Source organism: Streptomyces sp. NPDC052687 (genome assembly GCF_040678395.1).
Classification (GTDB): domain Bacteria; phylum Actinomycetota; class Actinomycetes; order Streptomycetales; family Streptomycetaceae; genus Streptomyces.
This window is the reverse complement of the sequence record NZ_JBFATR010000007.1, coordinates 108,241-129,074: the sequence shown is the minus strand read 5'-3', so window position 1 is coordinate 129,074 and position 20,834 is coordinate 108,241. Positions and strand designations below refer to the sequence as shown.

At 71.5% G+C, this 20,834-nt stretch carries 19 protein-coding genes; 9 read left to right on the top strand and 10 right to left on the bottom strand.

All coding sequences use genetic code 11. The annotated features are described in order from the left end of the window. Positions 1–25 precede the first annotated feature (25 nt). The gene (locus AB0K92_RS10200; protein WP_365757558.1) at positions 26–265 is read left to right on the top strand and encodes a heavy-metal-associated domain-containing protein; all 240 of its coding nucleotides are present in this window, start codon (positions 26–28) and stop codon (positions 263–265) included. A gap of 88 nt (positions 266–353) precedes the next feature. Beyond that, positions 354–2,675 (top strand): heavy metal translocating P-type ATPase, encoded by a 2,322-nt coding sequence (locus tag AB0K92_RS10195; protein ID WP_365921243.1) that lies wholly within the window; start codon positions 354–356, stop codon positions 2,673–2,675. A gap of 630 nt (positions 2,676–3,305) precedes the next feature. On the opposite strand, the gene AB0K92_RS10190 is transcribed toward AB0K92_RS10195, so the two are convergent. The 5 genes from AB0K92_RS10190 to AB0K92_RS10170 form a co-directional block, all read right to left on the bottom strand. Next, positions 3,306–4,595 carry a citrate synthase gene (locus tag AB0K92_RS10190; RefSeq protein ID WP_365921241.1) on the bottom strand — a complete coding sequence of 430 codons (1,290 nt, stop codon included), beginning with the start codon at positions 4,593–4,595 and terminating at the stop codon, positions 3,306–3,308. A 244-nt stretch (positions 4,596–4,839) separates the two neighbouring features. Further along, entirely contained in the window at positions 4,840–7,110 is a 2,271-nt protein-coding gene (locus AB0K92_RS10185; RefSeq protein ID WP_365921239.1) for an ATP-dependent RecD-like DNA helicase, read from the bottom strand. A 39-nt stretch (positions 7,111–7,149) separates the two neighbouring features. Further along, on the bottom strand, positions 7,150–7,347 hold the full coding sequence (locus AB0K92_RS10180) for a DUF397 domain-containing protein (protein WP_365921237.1): 198 nt from the start codon (positions 7,345–7,347) through the stop codon (positions 7,150–7,152). Positions 7,348–7,353: 6 nt separating this feature from the next. Then, positions 7,354–7,551 carry a DUF397 domain-containing protein gene (locus AB0K92_RS10175; protein ID WP_365921235.1) on the bottom strand — a complete coding sequence of 66 codons (198 nt, stop codon included), beginning with the start codon at positions 7,549–7,551 and terminating at the stop codon, positions 7,354–7,356. A 5-nt stretch (positions 7,552–7,556) separates the two neighbouring features. Next, entirely contained in the window at positions 7,557–8,411 is an 855-nt protein-coding gene (locus AB0K92_RS10170) for a helix-turn-helix transcriptional regulator (protein ID WP_365921233.1), read from the bottom strand. A 227-nt stretch (positions 8,412–8,638) separates the two neighbouring features. On the opposite strand from AB0K92_RS10170, the gene AB0K92_RS10165 reads away from it, so the two are divergent. Continuing rightward, complete coding sequence (locus tag AB0K92_RS10165; protein ID WP_165998751.1) at positions 8,639–9,049, top strand: ATP-binding protein; 411 nt, start codon at positions 8,639–8,641, stop codon at positions 9,047–9,049. Beyond that, a complete protein-coding gene (locus AB0K92_RS10160; protein WP_365921231.1) occupies positions 9,049–9,945 on the top strand; it encodes a hypothetical protein in 897 nt (298 codons plus the stop codon). Before AB0K92_RS10165 ends, AB0K92_RS10160 begins: the two co-directional genes overlap by 1 nt. A gap of 55 nt (positions 9,946–10,000) precedes the next feature. On the opposite strand, the gene AB0K92_RS10155 is transcribed toward AB0K92_RS10160, so the two are convergent. Next, a complete protein-coding gene (locus tag AB0K92_RS10155) occupies positions 10,001–10,246 on the bottom strand; it encodes a hypothetical protein (protein ID WP_365921229.1) in 246 nt (81 codons plus the stop codon). A 275-nt stretch (positions 10,247–10,521) separates the two neighbouring features. On the opposite strand from AB0K92_RS10155, the gene AB0K92_RS10150 reads away from it, so the two are divergent. The 5 genes from AB0K92_RS10150 to rbsD all read left to right on the top strand — a co-directional run bounded on the left by AB0K92_RS10150 (position 10,522) and on the right by rbsD (position 16,404). Next, positions 10,522–11,565, top strand: coding sequence for a LacI family DNA-binding transcriptional regulator (locus AB0K92_RS10150; protein ID WP_365921227.1), 1,044 nt, complete (start codon positions 10,522–10,524; stop codon positions 11,563–11,565). After that, positions 11,562–13,100 (top strand): sugar ABC transporter ATP-binding protein, encoded by a 1,539-nt coding sequence (locus AB0K92_RS10145; RefSeq protein ID WP_365921225.1) that lies wholly within the window; start codon positions 11,562–11,564, stop codon positions 13,098–13,100. The genes AB0K92_RS10150 and AB0K92_RS10145 overlap by 4 nt, the downstream gene beginning before the upstream one ends. After that, positions 13,090–15,051: a substrate-binding domain-containing protein gene (locus AB0K92_RS10140; RefSeq protein ID WP_365921223.1), complete on the top strand. Its 1,962-nt coding sequence runs from the start codon at positions 13,090–13,092 to the stop codon at positions 15,049–15,051. The genes AB0K92_RS10145 and AB0K92_RS10140 overlap by 11 nt, the downstream gene beginning before the upstream one ends. 64 nt (positions 15,052–15,115) lie before the next feature. Continuing rightward, positions 15,116–16,018 (top strand): ribokinase, encoded by a 903-nt coding sequence (locus tag AB0K92_RS10135; RefSeq protein ID WP_365921221.1) that lies wholly within the window; start codon positions 15,116–15,118, stop codon positions 16,016–16,018. Further along, complete coding sequence (gene rbsD / locus AB0K92_RS10130) at positions 16,015–16,404, top strand: D-ribose pyranase (protein WP_365921219.1); 390 nt, start codon at positions 16,015–16,017, stop codon at positions 16,402–16,404. The genes AB0K92_RS10135 and rbsD overlap by 4 nt, the downstream gene beginning before the upstream one ends. Positions 16,405–16,616: 212 nt before the next feature. Here the strand turns inward: rbsD and AB0K92_RS10125 are convergent, their stop codons facing one another. Genes AB0K92_RS10125 through AB0K92_RS10110 form a run of 4 tightly spaced genes read right to left on the bottom strand, consistent with a single transcriptional unit; the run spans position 16,617 to position 20,525 of the window. Continuing rightward, positions 16,617–17,351, bottom strand: coding sequence for an MOSC N-terminal beta barrel domain-containing protein (locus AB0K92_RS10125; protein WP_365921217.1), 735 nt, complete (start codon positions 17,349–17,351; stop codon positions 16,617–16,619). A gap of 11 nt (positions 17,352–17,362) precedes the next feature. Further along, positions 17,363–18,193, bottom strand: a complete 831-nt coding sequence (locus tag AB0K92_RS10120; RefSeq protein ID WP_365921364.1) for a sugar phosphate isomerase/epimerase family protein — start codon at positions 18,191–18,193, stop codon at positions 17,363–17,365. Positions 18,194–18,225: 32 nt separating this feature from the next. Next, positions 18,226–19,377, bottom strand: a complete 1,152-nt coding sequence (locus AB0K92_RS10115; protein ID WP_365921215.1) for a dihydrodipicolinate synthase family protein — start codon at positions 19,375–19,377, stop codon at positions 18,226–18,228. Further along, positions 19,374–20,525, bottom strand: a complete 1,152-nt coding sequence (locus tag AB0K92_RS10110) for a Gfo/Idh/MocA family oxidoreductase (RefSeq protein WP_365921213.1) — start codon at positions 20,523–20,525, stop codon at positions 19,374–19,376. The genes AB0K92_RS10115 and AB0K92_RS10110 overlap by 4 nt, the downstream gene beginning before the upstream one ends. Positions 20,526–20,834: the final 309 nt, after the last annotated feature.

Here is a 20,834-nt window from a genome sequence, read left to right as displayed (position 1 = left end):
ATACGCCTCGACGAGGAGTAACGACATGAGCGCCCAGACCGACACCCAGGGTTCCGTCACCACCGTCTACAAGGTGACCGGCATGAGCTGCGGACACTGCGAGGGCTCGGTCTCCGCCGAACTCGGCCAGCTCCCCGGCGTGACGTCGGTGCAGGCCGTCGCCGCCAAGGGCGAGGTCACCGTCGTCTCCGAAGCGCCGCTGGACGAGGAGGCCGTGCGCGCGGCCGTCGACGAGGCCGGCTACGAGCTGGTCGGCCGCGCCTGAGCCGCAGCGAAGCCACGACCGCCGACACCGGGCCGTACACCACCGACAATGGTGGCGTACGGTCCGGTCCGTCGTCTGGAGCCCGGACATGACCACCACTGACACCCCCGCCGACACACCCGCCGACACCCCCACGGGCGCACCCGTGGACGCGCCCGCGACCTCCCAGGTCGAGCTGCTGATCGGCGGCATGACCTGCGCGGCCTGCGCCGCCCGCGTCGAGAAGAAGCTCAACCGGATGGACGGGGTCACCGCCACGGTGAACTTCGCCACCGAGAAGGCCAAGGTCACCTACCCCGCCGGGACCGAGGTCGCCGACCTGATCGCCACCGTCGAGAGGACCGGCTACACCGCCAAGGAATCCCCGCCGCCCGCCCCGGCCCCCGCGACCGAGGACATACGGCCCGAGGACCCGGCCGCGGCGGACCCGCACCCCGCCGCCCTGCGGCGACGGCTCGTCGTCTCCGCCGTCCTCGCCGTCCCCGTCGTGCTGCTCGCGATGATCCCCGCCCTCCAGTTCGACAACTGGCAGTGGCTCTCCCTCACGCTCGCCGCGCCCGTCGTCGTCTGGGGCGGGCTGCCCTTCCACCGGGCCGCCTGGACCAACGCGCGGCACGCCGCCTCCACCATGGACACCCTGGTGTCGGTCGGCACGCTGGCCGCGTTCGGCTGGTCCGTGTGGGCGCTGTTCTTCGGCGACGCGGGCATGCCCGGCATGCGGCACGGCTTCGACCTCACCGTCAGCCGCGCCGACGGCACCTCCGCCATCTACCTGGAGGTCGCCGCCGGCGTCACCGCGTTCCTGCTGCTCGGCCGCTTTCTGGAGGCCCGTGCCAAGCGCCGCGCGGGCGCCGCGCTGCGCGCCCTGATGGAGCTGGGCGCCAAGGACGTGGCCGTGCTGCGCGCGGGGCGCGAGGTGCGGATCCCGGTCGGGCAGCTGGCGGTGGGCGACCGGTTCGTCGTACGGCCCGGGGAGAAGATCGCCACCGACGGCACCGTGGTCGAGGGCAGTTCCGCGGTGGACGTCTCCATGCTGACCGGCGAGTCCGTGCCGGTGGACGTGATCGTCGGGGACACCGTCACCGGCGCGACCGTGAACGCCGCCGGCCGCCTGGTCGTGGAGGCCACCCGGGTCGGCGCCGACACCCGGCTGGCCCGGATGGCCAAGCTGGTCGAGGACGCGCAGAACGGCAAGGCGCGGGTGCAGCGGCTCGCCGACCGGGTCGCCGCGGTCTTCGTGCCCGTGGTGCTGCTGATCGCGGCCGTCACCTTCGGCGGCTGGCTGGGCGCCACCGGCGACACCGTGGCCGCGTTCACCGCCGCCGTCGCCGTGCTGATCATCGCCTGCCCGTGCGCGCTGGGCCTGGCCACGCCGACCGCGCTGCTCGTCGGCACCGGGCGCGGCGCCCAGCTCGGCATCCTCATCAAGGGCCCCGAGGTCCTGGAGTCCACCCACCGGATCGACACCGTCGTCCTCGACAAGACCGGCACAGTGACGACCGGCCGGATGACCCTCCAGGAGGTGTACGCCGCCGAGGGCACCGACGAGAAGCAGGTGCTGCGGCTCGCGGGCGCCCTGGAGCACGCCTCCGAGCACCCCGTCGCCCGCGCGGTGGCCGCGGGTGCCGCGGAGAGGGCCGGGGAGCTGCCGGAGGCCGAGCGGTTCGAGAACGTGCCCGGCAGGGGCGTACGCGGGCGCGTGGAGGGCCACGAGGTGGCCGTGGGCCGCCTCTTCGACACCCTGCCCCCGGAGCTGGCCGCGGCCCGCGAGCGGGCCGAGCGCGCGGGCCGTACGGCCGTCGTGGTGGGCTGGGACGGGGCCGCGCGCGGGGTGCTCGCGGTCGCGGACGCCGTGAAGGAGACCAGCGCGGAGGCGGTGCGCGAACTGCGCGCCCTCGGGCTCACGCCGGTGCTGCTGACCGGTGACAACCGGACGGTCGCCGAGGCGGTGGCCGCCGAGGTCGGCATCGACGAGGTGATCGCCGAGGTGCTGCCCGAGGACAAGGTGGCGGTCGTCGAGCGGCTCCAGGCCGAGGGCCGTACGGTCGCGATGGTCGGCGACGGCGTCAACGACGCGGCCGCGCTCGCCCGGGCCGACCTCGGGCTCGCCCTGGGCACCGGGACGGACGCGGCGATCGAGGCCGGCGACCTGACGCTCGTGCGCGGGGACCTGCGGGTCGCGGCGGACGCCATCCGGCTCTCCCGCCGCACCCTCGCCACCATCAAGGGCAACCTCGTCTGGGCGTTCGGCTACAACGTCGCCGCGTTGCCGCTGGCCGCGGCGGGGCTGCTGAACCCGATGATCGCGGGGGCGGCGATGGCGTTCTCCTCGGTCTTCGTGGTCACGAACAGCTTGCGGTTGCGGACGTTCCGCGAGACCCCCCTTCAATCCGGCGCAAGCCTCACATAAGCTCTTCACAAGGCTCGCGCATCATCCTTACGCTTGAGCCCCGTTCGCCGTATCGGGCCTCTTGTGCATCTTTTGGGACATATGCAAGAGACGCAGATCACAGTGATGTGAACGTAACCATCGAAGGGGTTCGAAGGTCTAAGTTGGCGATGTCAGAAGGCGTCTTGGGGGGCGTCGACTGGCATCCGGGGATGTCTTGGGGGACCTCTCCGGAGATGCGTTGCCGGGGCACGTACACCGGGAAGCTTTGAGCGGCCCTCCCAGCGTGCGCTGTCCCGGCAGACCGCAGTCAGCACATCACAGGTGAACACGCAACACCCGAGTGCGGTGAGTTTTGCTCATTGTGCTCACAGCGATTCAGGCGCTGGTCTCTCAGACGCCCGGCCGGATCCCGTGGGGGGAATCCGCACCGGGACATGGGAAGGCGCCCTGGTCGCCGGCCCGTGGGGGGACCGGTGCACCGGGGCGCCTTCCGCTTTTCCCCGCCACCCCGCCACCCTGCCACCCTGCCACCCTGCCGCCCGGCCGCTCCGCCGCTCCGCCCGCGCCCGTACGCCTGTCCGCGCGCACAGGTAGGCCCCGCACCCTGCGGGTACGGGGCCTGGAGACCGCTGGGCTCAGCGGCAGCGGCTAGCGCTCCTCGACCGGGACGAAGTCGCGCTCGACGACGCCCGTGTAGATCTGACGCGGGCGGCCGATGCGGGAGCCCGGCTCCTTGATCATCTCGTGCCACTGGGCGATCCAGCCCGGCAGGCGGCCGAGGGCGAAGAGGACCGTGAACATCTCGGTCGGGAAGCCCATGGCCCGGTAGATCAGGCCGGTGTAGAAGTCGACGTTCGGGTAGAGCTTGCGCTCGGTGAAGTAGTCGTCGGAGAGCGCGTGCTCCTCCAGCTTCAGCGCGATGTCCAGCAGCTCGTCGGTCTTGCCGAGCGCGGACAGCACATCGTGCGCGGCGGCCTTGATGATCTTGGCGCGCGGGTCGAAGTTCTTGTAGACCCGGTGGCCGAAGCCCATCAGGCGGACGCCGTCCTCCTTGTTCTTCACCTTGCGGATGAAGGAGTCGACGTCGCCGCCCGCGTCGCGGATGCCCTCCAGCATCTCCAGCACCGACTGGTTGGCACCGCCGTGCAGCGGGCCCCACAGCGCGTTGATGCCGGCGGAGATCGACGCGAACATGTTCGCCTGCGAGGAGCCGACGAGGCGGACCGTGGAGGTCGAACAGTTCTGCTCGTGGTCGGCGTGCAGGATCAGCAGCTTGTCCAGCGCCGAGACCACGATCGGGTCCAGCTCGTACTCCTGCGCCGGGACCGAGAAGGTCATGCGGAGGAAGTTCTCCACGTAGCCCAGGTCGTTGCGCGGGTAGACGAACGGGTGGCCGACCGACTTCTTGTACGCGTACGCCGCGATCGTCGGGAGCTTGGCGAGCAGCCGGATCGTGGAGAGGTTGCGCTGCTGCTCGTCGAACGGGTTGTGGCTGTCCTGGTAGAAGGTGGACAGCGCGGAGACCACCGAGGACAGCATCGCCATCGGGTGGGCGTCCCGCGGGAAGCCGCGGTAGAAGTTCTTGACGTCCTCGTGCAGCAGGGTGTGCCGGGTGATGTCGTCCTTGAACGCGGCGAGCTGGTCGACGGTCGGCAGTTCACCGTTGATCAGCAGGTAGGCCACCTCCAGGAAGGTGGAGCGCTCGGCCAGCTGCTCGATCGGGTAGCCGCGGTACCGGAGGATGCCCTGCTCGCCGTCGAGGTAGGTGATGGCGGATTTATAGGCGGCGGTGTTGCCGTAACCGCTGTCCAGGGTCACGAGCCCGGTCTGGGCGCGGAGCTTGCCGATGTCGAAGCCCTTGTCCCCGACGGTGCTGTCGATCACCGGGTAGGTGTACTCGTTACCGTCGTACCGCAGTACTACAGAGTTGTCGCTCACGTCTTCCCTCACCGACGTAGTGCCTCATCTTCGAGGTGCCCTGACTGTCTCTACCATCCCCCATTTGGCTCAGGAGAGTGCACTCGGGGTCGACCATTGGGCTTATCGGCGGCACTCAGTGCCGCCAACTTGCTCATCCTGCCCCCTTGATTCCCCTTCCGGAAGGGCTGTGTGACGTTTACGACTCGTTTGATCGATCATTCTTCCGTCGCGCTCACGGACACCGCCCCGGGACGCCCCGACCTCACGCCGCCGGCCGGCCTCCGGAGAGCCGGAAGTCCAGCGCCGTGCAGCGCCGTCCGGCCGACACCGTGCGCACCGCCTGCCCGATCGCCTTGCGCGAGCCGACCAGGACGACGAGCCGCTTGGCGCGGGTGACCGCCGTGTAGAGGAGATTGCGCTGGAGCATCATCCAGGCGCCGGTGGTGACCGGGATCACCACGGCCGGGTACTCGCTGCCCTGCGAGCGGTGGATGGTCACCGCGTAGGCGTGCGCCAGCTCGTCCAGCTCGTCGAAGTCGTACGGCACCTCCTCGTCCTCGTCCGTGAGCACCGTCAGGCGCTGGTCGACCGGGTCGAGCGCGGTGACCACGCCCACGGTGCCGTTGAAGACACCGTTCTTCCCTTTTTCGTAGTTGTTGCGGATCTGTGTGACCTTGTCGCCGACCCGGAAAACGCGTCCGCCGAACCTCTTTTCCGGCAGATCCGGCCGGCCCGGCGTGATGGCCTGCTGGAGGAGCCCGTTGAGGGTGCCCGCGCCGGCCGGTCCCCGGTGCATCGGGGCGAGCACCTGCACGTCGCGGCGCGGGTCGAGCCCGAACCTGGCCGGGATACGGCGGGCCGCGACGTCCACGGCGAGCCGTCCGGCGGCCTCGGTGTCGTCCTCGACGAACAGGAAGAAGTCCTTCAGGCCGTCGGTGAGGGGGTGCTGTCCGGCGTTGATGCGGTGGGCGTTGGTGACGACGCCGGACTGCTGGGCCTGGCGGAAGACGCGGGTGAGCCGTACGGCGGGCAGCGGGCTGCCGTCGGCGAGCAGATCGCGCAGCACCTCGCCCGCGCCGACGCTGGGGAGCTGGTCGACGTCCCCGACGAACAGCAGGTGGGCACCGGGGGGAACGGCCTTGACCAGCTTGTTGGCGAGGAGGAGGTCCAGCATGGACGCCTCGTCCACGACGACGAGGTCGGCGTCGAGGGGGCGGTCCCTGTCGTACGCCGCGTCCCCGCCGGGCTTCAGCTCCAGCAGCCGGTGGACGGTGGAGGCCTCCGCGCCGGTCAGCTCGGCGAGCCGTTTCGCCGCGCGGCCGGTCGGGGCGGCGAGCAGCACCTTGGCCCGCTTGGCGCGGGCCAGCTCCACGATGGACCGCACGGTGAACGACTTGCCGCAGCCGGGCCCGCCGGTGAGCACGGCGACCTTCTGGGTCAACGCCAGCTTGACGGCGGCCTCCTGCTCGGGCGCGAGGTCGGCGCCCGTACGGGTCCTCAGCCAGCCGAGGGCCTTGTCCCAGTCGACGTCCCGGAAGCCGGGCATCCGGTCCTGCTCGGTGCGCAGGAGGCGCTGCAGCTGGGCGGCGAGGGCGACTTCGGCGCGGTGGAAGGGGACGAGGTAGACGGCGGTGACGGGCTCGTCGCCGTCGCCCTCCGGGCCGGGCACCTTCTCCCGTACGACCCCCGGATCGCCACCGTCCTCCGGCGGCCGGGCCAGCTCGGCCAGGCACTCGATGACGAGCCCGGTGTCCACCTGGAGCAGCTTGACCGCGTCCGCGATCAGCCGCTCCTCCGGGAGGTAGCAGTGCCCCTGGTCGGCGGACTGCGACAGCGCGTACTGGAGTCCCGCCTTGACCCGCTCCGGGCTGTCGTGCGGGATGCCGACGGACTGGGCGATCTTGTCGGCGGTGAGGAAGCCGATGCCCCAGACGTCGGCGGCGAGGCGGTACGGCTGGTTCTTCACGACCGCGATGGACGCGTCGCCGTACTTCTTGTAGATCCGCACGGCGATGGAGGTGGAGACCTCCACGGTCTGGAGGAACAGCATCACCTCCTTGATCGCCTTCTGCTCCTCCCAGGCGTCGGCGATCTTCTTCGTCCGCTTGGGCCCCAGCCCGGGGACCTCGATGAGCCGCTTCGGCTCCTCCTCGATGATCCTCAGGGTGTCGGTCCCGAAGTGCTGCGTGATCCGGTCCGCGAAGACGGGGCCGATGCCCTTGACCAGCCCGGACCCCAGATACCGGCGGATGCCCTGGACCGTGGCCGGCAGGACGGTGGTGTAGTTCTCCACGTGGAACTGCTTGCCGTACTGGGGGTGTGACCCCCAGCGCCCCTCCATCCGCAGGGACTCCCCCACCTGCGCACCGAGCAGCGCGCCGACGACCGTGAGCAGGTCTCCGCCGCCTCTGCCCGTGTCGACGCGGGCGACCGTGTAGCCGTTCTCCTCATTGGCGTACGTGATCCGCTCCAGCACACCTTCGAGAACGGCGAGTCGCCGCTCTCCCTGCGGGGCAGCCGTCTGGTTGGGCATGATCCGACGGTACCCGGGGGGTGTGACAGCGGGTGGCCGTCAGGGGTGGGGGTGGGGGTGCGGCTCCCCTTTGAGCGCCGCGAGGAAGCCGGCGAAGGCGTCGACGGCGAAGGTGAGGTGGGCTGCCGCCGGGGCTTTCGAGTCTCGGACGGCAACGCGGGTGTCCGAGTTCGCAATCTCCACGCAAGCGTTGCCGTCGCCGGAGCCGGAGTAGGACGACTTGCGCCAGTTGTCCATGGGGCCTCACAGCTCCTTCGCCGGCTCCTTGAGGGCCTCGACGAACGTCGTGAAGGCATCGACCGGGAAGGTCAGGCGGGCTCTCTCCGGAGCCTTGGAGTCACGGATGGCTATGAGGGGGTGGCGATGGGCGATCTCAATACAGGCGTCGCCCTGACCGCCGCCGGAGTAAGACGACTTCCGCCAGGCAGAGGGGGTGGACATGCTCCTCACAGCTCCTTCGCCAGCCCACGGATGAAATCGCGTGACCGTTCGGGTTCGAGTGATACCGCCTCCACCCTACGGAAAAGCGTTCGGTATCGGTCGAGTTGAGCCTCGGCGTCGATGAAGTGGGGGCCGTTGGGGCCGTCGCGCACCACGGTGTCCAGCTTGGGGACCGAACCACCGGCGTACACCATGGCGCTTCCGGCTCCCGCGAAGTCGTCCAGGTCGAAGGGGATCACACGCACGGTGACGTGGTCGGCTTCGGACAGTTCGAGTACTCGCATGAGCTGAGCACGGGCCGCCGTCCGGTCTCCGACCCGGATGCGCAGCGCCGCCTCATGGATGATCGCCTCGTACGGGATCGGGTCCGGGCGCTCGAGGATGACGCGACGCCTCATACGGTGCTCGACCCAGCGCTCGACCTCGCTCTCCGGGAACTCCGGGTTCACGTACGAAAAGAGCGCGTGAGCGTACTCCTCGGTCTGCAGGAGGCCGGGAACGTGCAGGAAGTCCACGTCCCTGCGGAAGGTTGCGTGATACTCCAGCTCTGCCAGGTCCAGGAAGGGTGTGGGCAGGCGGCCTCGCTCCTCCGCCCACCAGCCACGGCAACGCCTGGTCGCCATGACCACGAGCGCTTCGACCAACTCGGCGTCGGAACAGCCGTATCTGGCCGCCATATGGCGCAGGCGCTTCTCGCTCACTCCACTGAGACCGGACTCGATCTGGTTGATCTGAGCAGAACTCACCCCGAGAGCAGCCGCCGCCTCGCGCCCCGTGAGGCCGGCCGCGTTGCGAAGCTTGCGCAGCTCGGCGCCCAAGCGAATCTGGCGTGCCGTCGGTTCGCGCCTCAACCCCGCCATACACCGCTCCTCGGCTCAACGCGCCCGTGAGCGCGACCCTTTCGGGCGTCAGATTACGCGACCGGCTTGCTTGACCTATAAATACAGGTCTACCGTCAGTGACGTGACGCACACAGTGCGAAACACTGGGGCACCGGAAGCACACCACTCCGTCCTGCCGTGACGGCTGCGGCAACGACACCGCTCGCCCCCGACATGACTCCCACCTGACCCAACGGAGTTGACGCATGCCCGGAAACGAAGCCTGGGAGTACTCCCTCTACATCCCCAACGACCTCCGCGCCGTCACCATCAGCCGCCGCACCCTGCGCCTGATCCTCACCATGCACGGCCTGATCAGCCTCGTCGACGTCGCCGAACTGCTGGCCGCCGAGCTGGTCTCCAACGCCGTACGGCACACCAAGGGGCCGGCCGCGCTGCGGGTGCGGTGGTCGCCGCCCCGCACGCTGCGGATCGGGGCGTGGGACGCGGACCCCGAGCCACCCGAGCCGCCCGTCACCTTCGAGCGGGCGACCGAGTTGGAGGAAGGGCGAGGGCTCGCGCTGGTGCGGGCCTGCTCGGACCTGTGGGGGTGGCAGCCGTTGTCCAGATTCGGCAACCGGGGAAAGTACGTGTGGTGCGAGCTGGAGGCCGCGTAGTGGTGGGATCGTCGCACGAGGCGCTGCACCGGATCTTCCAGAAGGACCCGGCCTTGCTGACGCGGGCGTTACAGCGGGTGCTGCACGTCCCCTTTCCCGAGCCTCGGGAGATCGCCGCGCTGAACGTGGACCTGACGGAGATCGAACCGGTCGAACGCCGGGTCGACACGCTGCTGCGGGCGGAGACGGACGAGGGCACTTACCTGCTCGTGGTCGAGTCACAGGGGAAGGCGGACGAGCGCAAACGGGGCAGCTGGCCCTACTACCTGTCCTACCTCTACGAGAAGTACCGGTGTGAACCGGTACTCATCGTCATCACCCAGAGCAGCGCCACGGCGAAGTGGGCTTCGCAGCCCATCCGGTTCGGCTTCCCAGGCTGGAACTCGCTGACCGTACGGCCGCTCGTGCTGGGCCCGGACAACGTGCCGGTGATCGCGGACGAGCGGCAGGCCGAGCGGGACGTACCCCTTGCGGTGCTCTCGGCCATGACACACGGGCGTGGCCCGCAGGCCCCGGCCATACTGGAATCCCTGGCTTCCGCCCTGCGGACCATCGACTCCGACAGTGCCGCGGTCTTCGTGCAGTTCGTCGACTCGTGCCTGGCCGACCCCCAGGCGAAGCAGATGTGGAGGGACCTGATGACGGCAATCCAGTACTTCTGGCGCCACCCGCTGGCCGAGCAGGTGCGCGAGGAAGGACGCGAAGAGGGCCGGGAAGAGGGCCGTATCGAGGCTCAGCGGCAGATGGTGCTCCACATCCTGGAGTGGCGCGGCATCCCGGTGCCCGACGCCGTCCGGGAACGGGTCGCCGCCTGCACGGACCTCGACCAGTTGCAGGTCTGGGCCCAGCGAGCCGTACACGCCGCGGACGCGGCGGAGCTGTTCACAGCGGAGTAACCGGGTGACCGTGGGCACTCAGCGGCCCACGGTCACCTTCGCAGTCGTCCGGGGCTCAGGCACCGGCCTGGGACACCACGTGGTCGATGACCTTCTCGAACTCCTCCGTCGGGGAGAACTCGACCAGTTCCGTGTCCTCCTCGATCAGTGGGACGTGGCCCGGTGACCAGTAGTACGCCTGGCCCTCCTCGTAGGTCTGCTCGCCCTCGGCCGTGCGCATGCGGATGCCGCCCTTGAGGACGTAGCCCCAGTGCGGGCACTGGCAGGCGTCGTCGGGCAGGCCCTTGAGGGCGGGGCCCATGTCCGTGCCCCGGGGGAGGGTGAGGTAGCCGACGGACAGGCCGCCGCCGATCGGCTTCAGGCGCAGTTCGACGCCGTCGCCTTCGAGTGCGACGGGGATCTCGTCCCGGCCTCCCCCTGCGCACTTCGCGCGTGCTCATCTGAGCGGCGTTCATCACGATGTGGTCTCGGCCTCCCGCCGAGGGGTTGAACAGGGGGCGTGGAATCGATTTCACTCCTCCGTGCAGGTCGATGTAATCGATTCCATGAGCTTTCACGAGGAGGTGGGAGCAGGCGATGGCGAGCATCAAGGACGTCGCCGCCGAGGCCGGTGTCTCCGCCGCCACGGTCTCGCGGGTGCTGAACGAGCACCCGTCCGTGAGCGCCGAGACCCGCGCGCGCGTGCTGGCCGCCGTCGAGGCGCTGGGGTACCGGCCGAACGCCGTCGCCCGGTCCTTGCGGACGGACCAGACCCGCACCCTGGGCCTGGTCATCAGCGACGTGCTGAATCCTTACTTCACCGAGCTGGCCCGCTCCGTCGAGGAGGAGGCCCGCGCGCTCGGCTACAGCGTCATCATCGGCAACGCCGACGAGCGGCCCGACCTCCAGGACCATCACGTGCGGACGCTGCTCGACCGGCGCATCGACGGGCTTCTCGTGTCCCCCACCGACGGCGGGTCGCCGTTGATGCTGGACGCCGCGCGGGCCGGGACGCCCATGGTGTTCGTCGACCGGTGGATTCCCGGTGTGGACGTGCCCGTGGTGCGCGCGGACGGGCGGGGTGCCGTGCGGGATCTCGTCGCGCATCTGTACGGGCTCGGGCACCGGCGGCTCGCCATCATCGCGGGCCCCGCGGCGACCACCACCGGCAGTGAGCGCGTGGCCGCCTTCCGGGAGGCCCTGGCGGAGTACGGGCTGCCGCTGCCCGCCACGTACATCGGCCAGGGCGACTTCCAGGCCGAGAGCGGGCGGCGCGTCACCGAGGGGTTCCTCGACCTGCCCGAGCCGCCCGAGGTCGTCTTCGCCGCCGACAACCTGATGGCGCTCGGCGCCCTGGACGCCGTCCGGGCGCGCGGGCTGCGGGTGCCCCAGGACATCGGGCTCGCCGCGTTCGACGACATCCCGTGGTTCGTGCACACCGATCCGCCGGTCACCGCGATCGCCCAGCCCACGGGCGAGCTGGGCCGGGCCGCCGTACGGGCCCTGGTGGACCGGATCGAGGGGCGTGCCCCGCGGTCCGTGACGCTGCCCGCCCGGCTCGTCGTGCGCCGCTCGTGCGGCGAGACGCCCGGGACCCCCGAGGCATCCGAGGCATCCGAGAACGACAGGAGCACGCCGTGAGCGACCCGGACGAACTGCTGCGCATCGAGGGCATCCGCAAGGCCTTCCCGGGCGTGGTCGCGCTGGACGGCGTCGACTTCGCGCTGCGCCGGGGCGAGGTGCACGTGCTGCTCGGCGAGAACGGCGCCGGCAAGAGCACCCTCATCAAGATGCTCTCCGGCGCCTACCGGCCCGACGCCGGGCGGATCCTGGTCGGCGGCGAGGAGGTGCGCATCAACGGTGCGCAGGACTCCGAGCGGCTCGGGATCGCCACCATCTACCAGGAGTTCAACCTCGTCCCCGATCTGACCGTCGCCGAGAACATCTTCCTCGGGCGTCAGCCGCGGCGCTTCGGGATGATCGACCGCAAGCGGATGGAGGCCGAGGCCGCCGTGCTGCTGGAGCGCGTCGGCGTCGACGTGTCCCCCCGCGCGCGGGTCCGTGAACTCGGCATCGCCCGGCTCCAAATGGTCGAGATCGCGAAGGCGCTCAGCCTGGACGCCCGCGTGCTGATCATGGACGAGCCGACGGCCGTGCTGACGAGCGAAGAGGTCGAGAAGCTGTTCGCCATCGTGCGCTCCCTGCGCGCGGACGGGGTCGGCGTCGTCTTCATCACCCACCACCTGGAGGAGATCGCCGCCCTCGGGGACCGGGTGACCGTCATCCGGGACGGACGCAGTGTGGGCGAGGTGCCCGCCTCCACCCCCGAGGACGAGCTGGTACGGCTCATGGTGGGACGGTCCATCGAGCAGCAGTACCCGCGGGAGCGCACGGAGACCGGGCCCGCGCTGCTGTCGGTGGAAGGGCTCACCCGCGACGGTGTCTTCCACGACGTCAGCTTCGAGGTGCGGGCCGGTGAGGTCGTCGGCGTCGCGGGGCTGGTGGGCGCCGGTCGTACCGAGGTCGTCCGGGCCGTGTTCGGGGCCGACCCCTACGACGAGGGCGCGGTGAAGGTCGCGGGCACGCGGCTGCGGCGGCACGACGTGAACGCCGCCATGGCGGCCGGCATCGGGCTCGTGCCCGAGGACCGCAAGGGGCAGGGGCTGGTGCTGGACGCCTCCGTCGAGGAGAACCTGGGGCTGGTCACCCTGCGCAAGGCCACTCGCGCGGGGCTCGTCGACCTCAAGGGGCAGCGCTCGGCCGCCGAGCGGATCGCCCGGCAGCTCGGCGTGCGCATGGCGGGCCTCGGGCAGCACGTGCGCACGCTGTCCGGCGGCAACCAGCAGAAGGTCGTCATCGGCAAGTGGCTGCTCGCCGACACCAGGGTGCTGATCCTCGACGAGCCGACGCGCGGGATCGACGTCGGCGCCAAGGTCGAGATCTACCAGCTGATCAACGAGCTGACGGCCTCCGGCGCCGCCGTCCTGATGATCTCCAGTGATCTGCCGGAGGTCCTGGGGATGAGCGACCGCGTCCTGGTCATGGCCCAGGGCCGGATCGCCGGTGAACTCCCCGCCGGACAAGCCACCCAGGACGCCGTCATGGCGCTCGCCGTCGGCACCCCCACCGGCACCCCCGCCACTTCCACGGAAACGGAGGCCTCCCGTGGCCACTGACACGCTCAAGAGCACACCGGGCGCGGGCGGCGCCTCCGCCCCCGGCGGCCTGCGCCGCCTCCTGCTCGACAACGGCGCGCTCACCGCGCTGATCGTCCTCGTCGTCGCCCTGTCCGCGCTGTCCGGTGACTTCCTTACGACGGACAACCTGCTGAACATCGGCGTCCAGGCGGCGGTCACCGCGATCCTCGCCTTCGGCGTCACCTTCGTCATCGTCTCGGCGGGCATCGACCTGTCGGTGGGTTCGGTCGCCGCGCTGTCCGCGACGGTCCTCGCCTGGAGCGCCACGAGCGAGGGCGTCCCGGTCGCGCTGGCCGTGGTCCTGGCGGTCGCCACCGGCATCGTCTGCGGCCTGCTCAACGGCTTCCTCATCTCGTACGGCAAACTCCCGCCGTTCATCGCCACGCTCGCGATGCTGTCGGTGGCGCGCGGGCTGTCCCTGGTGATCTCGCAGGGCTCCCCCATCGCCTTCCCGGAGTCCGTCTCGCACCTCGGGGACACGCTGGGCGGCTGGCTGCCGGTGCCGGTGCTGGTGATGGTCGTGATGGGGCTGCTGACGGCGTTCGTGCTGGGCCGGACGTACCTCGGGCGCTCGATGTACGCGATCGGCGGCAACGAGGAGGCGGCCCGGCTGTCGGGGCTGCGGGTGAAGCGGCAGAAGCTCGCGATCTACGCCCTGTCCGGGCTGTTCGCGGCGGCGGCCGGCATCGTGCTCGCCTCCCGGCTCTCCTCCGCGCAGCCGCAGGCCGCGCAGGGCTACGAGCTGGACGCCATCGCGGCGGTCGTCATCGGCGGCGCCTCGCTGGCGGGCGGCACGGGCAAGGCCTCGGGCACGCTGATCGGCGCGCTGATCCTGGCGGTGCTGCGCAACGGCCTCAACCTGCTGTCGGTGTCGGCGTTCTGGCAGCAGGTCGTGATCGGTGTGGTGATCGCGCTGGCGGTGTTGCTGGACACGGTGCGGCGCAAGGCCGGGGCGACGCCGGTGACCGCGGGGAGCGGCGGCAGCGGCGGCAAGGGCCGGCAGGCGGTGACGTACCTCCTCGCGGCCGTGGTGGCGGCAGCCGTGGTCGGCGCCACCTCGCTCCTGCACGGCGGCTCCCCGGCGGCGCGCACGGAGAAGATCGGCCTGTCCCTGTCGACCCTCAACAACCCCTTCTTCGTGCAGATCCGCGCCGGCGCCGAGGAGCGGGCGCGGAAGCTGGGCGTGGACCTGACGGTCACCGACGCCCAGAACGACGCCTCGCAGCAGGCCAACCAGGTGCAGAACTTCACCAGCGAGGGCGTCGGCTCGATCATCGTCAACCCGGTCGACTCGGACGCGGCGGGCCCCTCGGTACGCGCGGCGAACCAGGCGGACATCCCCGTGGTGGGCGTCGACCGCGGCGTCAACAAGGCGGACACGGCGGCGCTGGTCGCCTCCGACAACGTCGAGGGCGGCAGGCTGGGCGCGCGGGCGCTCGCCGAGAAGCTGGGCGGCAAGGGCACGATCGTCGTCCTCCAGGGCCAGCCGGGCACGTCCGCCAGCCGTGAGCGCGGCGCGGGCTTCGCGGCCGGGCTGAAGGAGTACCCGGGCATCCGGGTCGTCGCCAGGCAGCCGGCCGACTTCGACCGCACCAAGGGCCTGGACGTGATGACGAACCTGCTCCAGGCGCACCCCGGCATCGACGGCGTCTTCGCCGAGAACGACGAGATGGCGCTCGGCGCGATCAAGGCGCTGGGTGCGAAGGCCGGCACGTCGGTGCAGGTGGTCGGCTTCGACGGCACGCCGGACGGGCTCAAGGCGGTCGAGGCGGGCACGCTGTACGCCTCGGTCGCGCAGCAGCCGAGGGAGCTGGGCCGGATCGCGGTGGACAACGCGCTGCGGGCGGCCGAGGGCGAGAAGACCGAGCAGATGGTGAAGGTGCCGGTGAAGGTGGTCACGAAGGAGAACGTGGCCGGCTTCGGCGGCTGACACACGGACCCGGGCGGGCGGTCGCAGGACCGCCCGCCCCGTTCGGCTATCAGGGAGACGACTGATGTACGACTACGACCTCCTGGTCGTGGGGTCGGCCAACGCCGACCTGGTGATCGGCGTGGAGCGGCGGCCGGGCCCCGGCGAGACGGTGCTCGGCTCCGACCTCGCGGTGCACCCGGGCGGCAAGGGCGCCAACCAGGCCGTCGCGGCGGCCCGGCTGGGTGCCCGTACGGCGCTGCTGGCCCGGGTCGGCGACGACGCGCACGGCCGGCTGCTGCTCGACGCGCAGCGGGCGGCCGGGGTCGACACGGCGGGCGTGCTGGTGGGCGGCGCGCCGACCGGCGTCGCGCTGATCACCGTCGACCCGTCCGGTGACAACAGCATCGTGGTGTCGCCCGGCGCCAACGGGAAGCTGACGCCCGCCGACGTCCGCGCGGCCGGCGGACTGTTCCGCGCCTCCCGCGTGGTGTCCGTCCAGCTGGAGATCCCGCTGGAGACGGTTCTGGAGGTCGTGCGGACGCTGCCGCCGGGCACCCGTTTCGTGCTCAACCCGTCCCCGCCGCGCCCGCTGCCGCAGGAGGTGCTGGCGGCTTGCGATCCGCTGATCGTCAACGAGCACGAGGCGCGGGTGCTGCTCGGCGAGACGGGCGTGGGCGACGTTCCCGAGGACTGGGCGCGGCTGCTGCTCGCCAGGGGCCCCCGTTCGGTCGTGGTCACTCTGGGCGCGCGGGGTGCGCTGGTGGCGTCGGCGGAGGGAGTGGCGCGGGTGCCGTCCGTGAAGGTCGAGGCGGTGGACACGACGGGTGCGGGCGACGCGTTCACGGCGGCGCTGGCCTGGCGGCTGGGGTCCGGGGAGTCGCTCGCGGACGCGGCGGCGTACGCGGCCCGGGTCGGCGCGGCGGCCGTCACCCGCGCGGGCGCGCAGGAGTCGTACCCGACGGCGGCGGAGGTCGCGGCGCTGTGAGGAAGGCCGGGATCCTGAACCGGCATCTGGCCGGTGCCCTGGCCGAACTGGGCCACGGCCACGAGGTGCTGGTCTGCGACGCCGGTATGCCGGTCCCCGACGGCCCCCGGGTGGTGGACCTGGCCTTCCGGGCGGGGGTGCCGTCCTTCGCCGAGGTGCTGGAGGGCCTGCTGGACGAGCTGGTCGTGGAGGGCGCGACGGCGGCGAGGGAGGTGCGGGCCGCCAATCCGCCGGCGGCAAAGTTGCTGGCCGGCTGCTTCCCCGAGCTGACGCTCGTCCCGCACGAGCGGCTGAAGGAGCTGGCGGCGGGCGCACGGCTGGTCGTGCGGACCGGGGAGGCGCGGCCGTACGCGAACGTGCTGTTGCGGTGCGGGGTGTTCTTCTGAGCCGCCGTCCCGCGGATGCCCGGACGCTTCGAGGGGGCCCGGTCGTGAACCGACCGGGCCCCCTCGGCTTGCCCCCTCCGTCAGAACCCCCGTGATCCCCCGTGATCCCCCGTGATCCCCCGTGATCCCCCCGGATCCCCCTCCAGAAGTCCTGATGCACCGTACGACCGGCGAGGTGGGTGAAGGGTTGCACGCGGGGGCCGGGATTTTTTTCAGAGCCGTACGGGGTCTCCCTCGGCGACCGGTCCGAGCCGGACCACCTCCGCGTAGACCCCCGCGATGGGTTCCGGATCGCGGCCGGGGGCGGCGGGGAAGGCGTTGGTGCGGCGGATGACGCGCAGCGCCTCCGGGTCGCGGGGCAGGGTGCCGTGGGCCATGGTCGGGATGGCGCAGCGGGGCGTCCCGGCGACCACGCGCAGCACGGCCTTCTCGCCGACGCGCAGTTCGCGGCCGATCCAGTCGTTCTCGGCGAAGCCGTCGCCGCCGGTGTCGATCAGCAGGTTGGGCCGGTAGCGCTCCGGTTCGGCGAGGCCGCGCGGGTTCTCGGCGGCCAGCCGTTCGAGGGTCGCCGTGGTGATCAGGTGCACCGGGGCGCCCAGGAAGAGGGAGGCCGGCACGGGGGCGGGGCCGAGGGTGACGGGCCGGCCGAGGTACGCCGAGAGCACGGCGTCGGCGTCCGGGGCGGTGCTGTGGGTGCCCGCGCCGTCCGGCAGGGTGATCCGGACTCCGCCCTGCTCGTCGAGGGCCGCGCCGCAGCCGAGGACCGTCTGGTAGAGCCGGGGCAGGAGTGCGGTGACGGACTCGCCGCTGTCCGGGTCCAGCAACGCCAGCCGCCGATCTCCCGCGAGCCCTCGTGCGGTGAGATCGGCGGTGCGGAGGCGTTGGCCGAGCATGGCCTTGACGGGGTAGCGCCAGAGTGCGGTGACCGTGCCCGGCTGTGTGTCCATGCCTCCGAGCATCACACGGAGGACATCGCTCCCTCAGGCTTTCCATCCATCACGTGTTCGATGAAACGCGCGGCGGTCTCGGCCAGCACCTCCCGCCCGTCACGCGCCCACAACGCCTCGTTGAACAGCTCCACTTCGATGGCGCCGGTGTAGCCGGCCGCCTCGACGTAGCCCTTCCACTCGCGCATGTCGATCGCGCCGTCGCCGATCTGGCCGCGCCCGTTGAGGACGCCCTCCGGCAGGGGGGTGGTCCAGTCGGCGAGCTGGAAGGTGTGGATCCGGCCGGCGGCGCCCGCGCGGGCGATCTCGGCGGGGGCCCGGTCGTCCCACCACAGGTGGTACGTGTCGACGGTGACGCCGACCTGGTGGGCGGGGAAGCGTTCGGCGAGGTCGAGGGCCTGGGTGAGGGTCGAGACGACGCAGCGGTCGGCGGCGTACATCGGGTGCAGCGGCTCGATGGCCAGGCGTACGCCGTGCCGCTCGGCGTAGGGGCCGAGTTCGGCGAGCGCGTCGGCGATGCGTTCGCGGGCGCCGTGCAGGTCCTTGGAGCCGACCGGGAGGCCGCCGGAGACCAGGACGAGGGTGTCGGTGCCGAGGGCCGCCGCCTCGTCGACGGCCCGGCGGTTGTCGTCCAGCGCGCGGGCGCGCTCCGCCGGGTCGGTCGCCGTGAGGAAGCCGCCGCGGCACAGGGTGGTCACCGTCAGGCCCGCGTCGCGGACCAGTTCCGCGGTGGCCTCCACGCCGTACGCCTGGACGGGTTCGCGCCACAGGCCGACGTTGCGGACGCCCAGGTGCCCGCAGGCCTCCGCGAGTTCCGGCAGGGACAGCTGCTTCACCGTCATCTGGTTGATGGAGAAGCGGGTCAGGTCCGCGGTCACTGGGTCACTCCGTACATCGCCAGCAGGGTCTTCATCCGCTCCTCGGCCAGCTTCGGGTCCGGGAACAGGCCGAGGCCGTCGGCGAGTTCGTACGCGCGGGCGAAGTGCGGCAGGGAGCGGGCCGACTGGAGGCCGCCGACCATGGTGAAGTGGGACTGGTGGCCGGCCAGCCAGGCCAGGAAGACCACGCCCGTCTTGTAGAAGCGGGTGGGGGCCTGGAAGAGGTGGCGGGACAGCTCGACGGTGGGGTCGAGCAGGCCCCGGAAGCCGGTGACGTCCCCGGTGTCGAGGACGCGGACCGCCTCGGCCGCCAGCGGGCCCAGCGGGTCGAAGATGCCGAGCAGGGCGTGGCTGAAGCCCTGGTCGTCGCCCGCGATCAGCTCCGGGTAGTGGAAGTCGTCGCCGGTGTAGCAGCGCACGCCCTGCGGGAGGCGGCGGCGCAGATCGATCTCGCGCTGGGCGTCGAGGAGGGACACCTTGATGCCGTCGACCTTGTCGGGGTGGGCGGCGATCACCTCCAGGAAGGTGTCGGTGGCCGCGTCCAGGTCGGACGAGCCCCAGTAGCCCTCCAGCGCCGGGTCGAACATGGGGCCGAGCCAGTGCAGGATCACCGGTTCGGCGGCCTGGCGGAGCAGGTGGCCGTAGATCTCCAGGTAGTCCTCGGGGCCGGAGGCGGCCTTCGCGAGGGCGCGGGAGGCCATGACGATGGCCTGGGCGCCCGCCTCCTCGACGACCGCGAGCTGCTCCTCGTAGGCGGCGCGGACCTCGGCGAGGGTGCCGGCGGGGAGCTGGTCGGTGCCGACGCCGCAGGCGACACGGCCGCCCGCCGCCTTCGCCTCGGCGGCGGACCGGCGGATCAGCTCGGCCGCGCCCGCCCAGTCCAGGCCCATGCCGCGCTGGGCGGTGTCCATGGCCTCGGCGACACCGAGCCCGTGGGACCACAGGTGGCGGCGGAAGGCGAGGGTGGCGTCCCAGTCGACGGCGGCCGGGGAGTCGGGGGTGACGTCGGCGTACGGGTCGGCGACGACGTGCGCCGCGGAGAAGACCGTACGGGAGGTGAAGGGGGCGCCGGGGGTGACGGCGAGGGGGTCGGTGCGCGGCTCGTAGGCGCGCAGGCCGCCCTGGAAGTCGGGGAGCTTGATGGTCACAGGGAGATCTCCGGTACGTCGAGACGGCGGCCCTCCGCCGAGGACTTCAGGCCCAGCTCGGCGAGCTGGACGCCGCGGGCGCCGGCGAGCAGGTCCCAGTGGTAGGGAGCATCGGCGTAGACGTGCTTGAGGAACAGCTCCCACTGGGCCTTGAAGCCGTTGTCGAACTCCTGGTTGTCCGGGATCTCCTGCCACTGGTCGCGGAAGACCTCGGTGGCGGGGATGTCCGGGTTCCACACCGGCTTGGGGGTGGCGCTGCGGTGCTGGACGCGGCAGTTGCGCAGGCCCGCCACCGCGGAGCCCTCGGTGCCGTCGACCTGGAACTCGACGAGTTCGTCGCGGTTGACGCGGACCGCCCAGGAGGAGTTGATCTGGGCGATGGCGCCGCCCTCCAGCTCGAAGATGCCGTAGGCGGCGTCGTCGGCGGTGGCGTCGTACGGCTTGCCCTCCTCGTCCCAGCGCTGCGGGATGTGGGTGGCGGTGAGCGCCTGCACGGACGTGACCCGGCCGAACAGCTCGTGCAGCACGTACTCCCAGTGCGGGAACATGTCGACGACGATGCCGCCGCCGTCCTCGGCGCGGTAGTTCCACGACGGGCGCTGGGCGGCCTGCCAGTCGCCCTCGAAGACCCAGTAGCCGAACTCGCCGCGGATGGACAGGATCCGGCCGAAGAAGCCGCCGTCGATGAGGCGCTTGAGCTTGAGCAGGCCCGGCAGGAACAGCTTGTCCTGGACGACGCCGTGCTTGATGCCGGCCTGCGCGGCCAGGCGGGCCAGCTCCAGGGCGCCGTCGAGGCCGGTGGCGGTGGGCTTCTCGGTGTAGACGTGCTTGCCGGCGGCGATCGCCTTCCTGATCGCCTCCTCGCGGGCGGAGGTGACCTGCGCGTCGAAGTAGATGTCGGTGTCCGGGTCGGTGAGGACGGCGTCGAGGTCGGTGGAGACGTGCTCCAGGCCGTGCCGCTCGGCGAGCGCCCTCAGCGCGTGCTCGCGGCGGCCGACCAGGACCGGCTCGGGCCACAGCACGGTGCCGTCGCCCAGGTCGAGGCCGCCCTGGTCCCGGATGGCGAGGAGGGAGCGGACGAGGTGCTGGCGGTAGCCCATCCGCCCCGTCACACCGTTCATGGCGATACGCACCGTCTTGCGTGTCACGTCGGTTCCTTCCTAGGCGTCGTACGCGTCGTACGCGGGTGTGCGCGCCGCGTACGCCCCCTGGCCGTGCCGGCAGTGACTGGTGAGCGGTACAGCAAGCGCTTTCTATAGGGAGAAGCTAGCCTCTCGGCACGGGTCCGGACAAGACCGGTGCACACTCGGTTCGTTCGAGGGGGCGAACAGGCGGGGCCGCCGGGCTTATGGTCGGGCTTATCGTCTGCACGGAACCGTGAGCGGGCGGGTCACCGTGTAGGACGACGTGGTGGGAGAGTCGGGGTGACGGGGGCCGCCGGGGGTCGGACGGCCAGC